General features: G+C 37.7%; 5 protein-coding genes. 2 read left to right on the forward strand and 3 right to left on the reverse strand.

Going from position 1 to position 6461, the window contains the following annotated elements:
• The 3 genes from VB714_RS14170 to rpmI all read right to left on the reverse strand — a co-directional run.
• A partial coding sequence (locus VB714_RS14170) for an HsdM family class I SAM-dependent methyltransferase (protein WP_323225228.1) occupies positions 1–2311 on the reverse strand: 2311 nt, incomplete at its 3' end.
• A gap of 578 nt (positions 2312–2889) precedes the next feature.
• Positions 2890–3237: a 50S ribosomal protein L20 gene (rplT, locus tag VB714_RS14175; RefSeq protein ID WP_204102063.1), complete on the reverse strand. Its 348-nt coding sequence runs from the start codon at positions 3235–3237 to the stop codon at positions 2890–2892.
• Positions 3238–3339: 102 nt separating this feature from the next.
• Positions 3340–3540: a 50S ribosomal protein L35 gene (rpmI, locus tag VB714_RS14180; RefSeq protein WP_204102072.1), complete on the reverse strand. Its 201-nt coding sequence runs from the start codon at positions 3538–3540 to the stop codon at positions 3340–3342.
• A 100-nt stretch (positions 3541–3640) separates the two neighbouring features.
• Here rpmI and VB714_RS14185 point away from each other — a divergent pair, with 100 nt between their 5' ends.
• Complete coding sequence (locus VB714_RS14185) at positions 3641–4444, forward strand: Tab2 family RNA-binding protein (RefSeq protein ID WP_323225230.1); 804 nt, start codon at positions 3641–3643, stop codon at positions 4442–4444.
• Positions 4445–4467: 23 nt separating this feature from the next.
• A complete protein-coding gene (locus VB714_RS14190; RefSeq protein WP_323225232.1) occupies positions 4468–6219 on the forward strand; it encodes an adenylate/guanylate cyclase domain-containing protein in 1752 nt (583 codons plus the stop codon).
• The last annotated feature ends 242 nt before the right edge of the window (positions 6220–6461 follow it).

The following is a 6461-nucleotide window of genomic DNA, read 5'->3' on the forward strand; positions in this document are numbered from 1 at the left end:
TTTCTTGAGTCGGTAAATCGGTAGCCGTACCAACAATTTTCCCTTCGTTTAAACTAAAACGAACCTTCCAAAATTCTCTAGTAATTGTTCTAATATTTGGAGAAATATTAAAAACTTCTTCTATTTTTCGATCTATCATATCTTGACTTATTTCTGCAAATCTCTCAGAATTTTCTAATTCTTCTAGTTGCAGATAAAATTTAGATAGTTCATTCATTTGCTTATCTGTAAAATCGGGAACAGGGATTTTTTTTGTCGGTTTGAGGTCAATTCTATGTCTACCAATTCCCCATGCAGGACTAACAAAAAAAAGATAATATTTAATGAGACTTGAATTCAAGAAAATAGTAAGTGACTGTAAATATTGAGCGTCACTCGGTTTCCCCGAAATTCCTACATGAGGATTAGGAATTACAAAATCTAGATCGCTGTAAGCTATAAAATTAGGATGAATGACTAAATGGGGAGCAGAAATTAGTCTTAATCCTGCTGGTCTTCTAATATAACAATTTCGTTCTGTCATTTTTTTGAGTATTTTTTTTGGCACACTATAAATAAATGATGATTTATTCATTGCCTCAATATTCAGCAATTGTTTATCTATTAATGAAGACTCTCTAACAACTTCACTTTGTTTTTCAACACTTAATTTAGAAATATCTTTCCATTCTAATCCTGATGTAATATTCCATCCTTTTTCTTTACATAGTTCTCCAATTGTTTTAGAAAACAATCGATTCAAACGTTGTATAATTTTTTTGTCTCTATAGCTTCCCCATAACGCTAATTTCCACGGCAACATCTCTCCTGTTTCAATATCATTGTGAGATATTGCTTGAATCTCATTTTCATTAATTGTAATTGTCCAAGTTTGATTTTGTCGCTCTTCTTGCCACGACTTATTAGAAATTTGATTTATTCTAAAAGGAGCATAATGAATGAAGTTAGGTTTAATACCGTCTGCATTTCCTATTTTATAAACAATTGTAGCCACAGCAACTTTTGCTCGTTTATAAAATAATACTCTTGCTAAATGAGAAAAATTTGTTACTCTTCTAATTTCATGTTGTTGAAAAAAATCTTTGCGATATTTTTCAGATTCACCATTAAAAAGACTGGGTGCATGAATAAGTAAAGCGACATAACCAATTGTTTTCTCCAATTTCAGCAGATCGGTAACTCTCCAAGTAAATGCTTCACAAACTCGGTTTCCTGTAACTGTTTTTTGAGAATAAGTTTTCAGCCAATTTCGGATATATTCTTCTCCTTTCGTTTCTTTTTTCAGTTCTATAAAAGGAGGATTTCCGATAATCCAATCAAATTTTTCATTTCTTTTCCAAAATTTAGAGAGATCGTCAAATAGATCGCATTCAAAAACTCTCTCATTATGTAATTTAGGAAATTTAAAATCTTGATTTTTATGTAAATCGGGAGGATCTATATAGTCCAGCATTGTGAGAATTAAGCTGAATTCAGTGATATAACAAGCATCTCGATTTCGTTCAACCCCATAGCAACTTTCTAAGAGAATTTCTTTTACTTTTTCAGGAGAAACTCTTTCATAAAAATTCTTTTGAGCTTCTTTTTCAATTAATCGACGATATGCAAGCACAAGGAAAATTCCTGAACCACAGCAAGGATCGAGAATTTTCATACCTTTTTCTAAAGGTCTTACAGAATTCAATTCAGATATCATATAATCGGCCAATGGTTCGGGAGTATAGATTGCGCCATGCTTTTTACTTTTTCCTTGGCTGCGTAAGAACTGCTCGTATATTGACGAAAGTAATTCAATGGGAATATATTCAAACTTATATGCCTCAAAATCAAGATGAAGTTGTCCTGATTCGATGTCGTCACCTTTAAAAACAGAAGCAACTAAGCGAATTTTCTCATCCGAAGGTGCATTCTTTCCAGACAAAGGTAAAGGAAAAATATCACCTTCAAAACGCTCTTCTAAAACTTCTATAATACGTCTTAAGCCTTGTAAAGTCGCATTTCGACTCAAAACACTATCAAGATTGATTTGCTTTTCCTCTAGCCATCGATCTGAAAGAATTCCCCGATCGCGCAGATAGCGAATATAGACATATTTACCAATCAAAGCATGAGCGATAGATAATTCTAAACCCTTGTTTGTGAGTCGCTTGCCGAGCTTTTCGAGATTGTTTAATAAATGAACATCAACTCGGCGATCTACAGTTAAATTTTCTGCTTGGACTTTCCAAATATTACCCGAGTCAATCGATTCTGCAAATAAATAATCTAATTGTTTCTCGATCTGAGAAATTTCATTAACTGTACCGATCAATCCTCGTTCTTTCGTTTTAGCAGAATAATCAAATCCCGTATAAACTCTAATTTGATAGGGAAGAACGACAACTAAAAAGGGAACATAACCAAGATTCCATAGCTTACAATGAATTTCTCTGGCTTCTTCTTCTGTCTTGGCTTCAGCAACGCAAACTACCGATCGCCGAGGTAATATCTCGTCACTGGGAGGACTTGTCCTAAAAACATAAGTTCCTTGAACTCCGGCTTTATGGGCTGCACGAAAGAGATGTTCTGTAGAGGGATGAGGATTACTGCGCGGGCGATCTGTTGCAATATAATTCTCAGAACCCTCATAATTAAGGATGCCAAGCAATTCATTCAGTTGCATGATATCCTCTCCTTTACTTAATTACAACAACTCTTTTAAGACAAATATACTATGTATCTTAACGAGCTAGGAGAAGATTGTAACAAAGATTTGTATTCATACTTGACTGAATTTATTTTACGATCGCGATCGCATCTTTAGAATATCGCCAGCACCTGCAATTTGATTGCGAGACAAAAAAATCGTCAGAATAAAAGACTCTGACGATTATATTGATATGAATAACTTTACTGAACTGCTAATTCAACTACCTTGGTAAAGGCTTCAGGATCGGCAACTGCCAATTGAGCCAACATTTTCCGATTGATTTGAATATCGGCTTTCTTTAACTTGCCCATCAGTTGACTGTAGCTGATATCGTGTAGTCTGGCGGCGGCATTAATCCGCACGATCCAGAGACGACGAAAATCGCGCTTGCGACGACGGCGATCGCGATAAGCCGATCGCAATGCCTTCATTACTTGCTGATTAGCGGTGCGAAATAGCTTAGAGTGAGAACCTCTAAACCCTTTCGCCATTTTGAGGATTTTCTTACGGCGCTTGCGGGCAACATTGCCGCGTTTTACTCTAGTCATGGTTTTAATGTACCCGTTTTAATAAGGTGGAACAATGGGAAAAGAAGAAAAAAAGTAGAATTCGCATCAGCGCGATCGCACTTGAGCCAATTCCGCAAAAATCTACATATACGGCATCATCAAATGCACATTTTTTTCATCGCTCTCGTGTACCAATGATAAATTAGAGAGACGGCGGCGGGTGCGTTCGGCGGATTTATGATCGAGTAAGTGGTTTTTATTGGCCTTGCGACGGCGAATTTTACCGGTTCCAGTCGCTCTAAAACGTTTAGCGGCGGCTCGACGAGTTTTCAATTTGGGCATGGTTTTGTCTAAATTCGACACAATTTATAATCATATCGCACTTGGAAAGAGATAGGCAAGCATTTTTTCTCCCCATTATCCAATTACTCAGCATCCACTCATGACAATTTGGCAAGTCGATCTTTATCAATCTTCCCGTTTAAGTACCGAAACCCAAGCAATCTGGGAATTGATAATCTGCGATCGCCAAGGAAATCTCATCCATACAGCAACTTGTCCCCAACAAGAGATTAATATCGATTGGCTCGCGGTTCAATGGCAAAAGATTAGCCAAAAATCCCCCGATCGCCTCCAAGTCTTTCGCCCTCAATGCGCTAACTTATTGGCAGAAGTTGCGAAACAACTGGAAATTCCCCTAGAAACCACGCGACACGCGATCGCCATCAAACAACTCCTGAGACAGCGCCATGAGTCTGTAAGCGTCATAAAACCGCCCCCTCAGCCCCTTCCCGATCGCCTTTGGGGGGAAAGATGGCGTTTTGCAAATTTACCTGCGGAGGAAAGCGTCAGGAAATTTCGCGATCGCCCGATTCCCATTCTCGATATTCCCGACGACTTCGATCCGGTTAAACTCGGTCTAGCTTCCTCTATTCTCCTTCCTGGTATTATTATTGAAGGTGGGCGGCGATCGATGCAACTAGCTCGTTGGTTGCAAGAAGTCCGACCTTATTGCCTAGATTATATTCCCACGGAAGTTGGATTATCTGGGGGAATTGTGTTAGAAGCAGGATTATGCGATCGCTGGATTCTCCAGACTTTTTCCGATCCAGAAGTCTCTCATGCTGCCCAACAATATCAACAAAGATTGCAACAGAGTCAGGGGTTACATTTTCTTCTCATCCAACCCGATAATTTTAATGCGAATTATACGGGATATTGGTTATTAATGAGGGAAGAAAGATAATTATATTCGCACCTTAATTGCCCATGTACCTTAGACAAAAAACCTTAATTGCGATCGGCAGCCTCCTAACCGGTTTAATTGCCGTTCTTTCCATCAGTTTATCCCTTGTTTTTTTAAGCAGTTTTTCGCAACTCGAAAAACAAGATACTCGTCAGAATGTACAAAGAGCGATCGCCGTTTTTCAAAAAGAACTTTCTCTCCTCAATATTCTAGCAGAGGATTGGTCTCATTGGGATAATACCTACAATTTTGTTAACACTCGCGATCCGAGTTTTCTAAGTACCGATTTACGTCCTCCAACCATCGAAAAATTAGATTTTAATTTTGTTTCTATTCTCGATCTGCAAGGAAAACTTGTTTTTGCCACGGAATTTTACGACGGAGAAATCAATCGAAATGTTACTATTCCTCCCATTCTGACACAACAGCTATCTCCCAATCGTCTTCGCTTGTCTAGTGAGGGTTCTGATAGCAGTATTAAAGGATTTTTCGTATTAAATAAACAGATTGCAATCCTTGCGGCACATTCAATTTTAAACAGTGAAAAAAACAAACCTATTCGCGGAACTTTAGCATTTGGACGCTATATCGATGACGAAAGAATGCAAGAAATTGCCAAGCAAGTTCAACTCTCTTTAAAGATTTATCCTTTAGAAGATCGCCCACTTCCAGAAAACTTACAATCCCTTCGCGATCGGTTAGAGAAACAAGAGAATTTAAACCCTAATGAAACTGCAATCTTAACTCAAACACTCAATGCTGAAGAAATTTCCGGTTATACAATATTTCGCGATCTTTACGATCGACCGATATTTCTTTTACAAGTTACTACCCCTCGTGATATTTATCATCAAGGTCAAAAGAGCTTATACTATTTGATTTTTTCTTTATTTATTGTTGGCATTATTTTTAGTATTGGCATGATTGTTCTTCTGGAAAGAATGATTTTATTACGATTGAGCCATGTTAGTAAAACCGTCCGAAAAATTGGCAAAACTCGCGATCTCTCTCGAAGAATTTCAATCCCAGGCAAAGATGAATTAAACTCTCTTGCTAATACAATTAATTGGATGCTATCTTCTCTAGAAATCAGCGAACAAGAATTAGAGAAAAAACAAAAACGATTAGAAGAAGAACAAGAAAAAGCCGAACAATTGTTACTTAATATTTTGCCCCATGCCATTGCTCAAACTCTAAAAAGTGACCAAAGTGCGATCGCGGAACATTTTGATGAAGTGACTATTTTATTTGCCGATATTGTTGGTTTTACGGCTTTATCTGCTCAATTATCCCCGATTGAATTGGTCAAGTTACTCAATGAAATCTTTTCCCAGTTCGATAAATTAGTCGATGAATTTGCGTTAGAGAAGATTAAAACAATTGGTGATGCTTACATGATTGCGTCAGGTTTACCTCTTCCTAGGTCGGATCATGCAGAAGCGATGGCAGATATGGCATTAGCGATGCAAAATGCTGTAGAAAAATTTCAACAAAAATACGAACAATCTTTGCAAATTCGGATTGGAATTAATACCGGTGTTGTGGTTGCAGGGGTAATTGGTAAAAAGAAATTTATTTACGATCTGTGGGGAGATGCGGTGAATATTGCTTCGCGTATGGAATCATCGGGAGAACCTTCTGCAATTCAAGTGACAGAAGCAACTTATGCCCGTTTAAAAGATACATTTGATTTGGAAAAAAGAGGAACAATTCAAATTAAAGGAAAAGGGGAAATGGTAACGTATTGGTTGAGAGGTAGAAAAAAGATAAGCTAAAATAAGGTTATTGCCCCGAGTCGCTCAAAACTCTTGCATTTTCGTGGAAAATTTCTGGGTAGATTGGCGATCGCAGCGATAAAACTACCATTGTGTATACCGGATAGCCTCCAGAATCGCTCTGTCGGCTTTTTCAGCAAGCTCTATTTAGACAGGTCTAGGCTTGTAATAAGGCGATCGTGAATGTATAATCAAGAGTAGACAACGCTCAGAAAGGTTGACTTGTAAGGGTTTATCTATAA

This window comes from Spirulina sp. 06S082 (assembly GCF_034932145.1).
Lineage (GTDB): Bacteria > Cyanobacteriota > Cyanobacteriia > Cyanobacteriales > Spirulinaceae > CCY15215.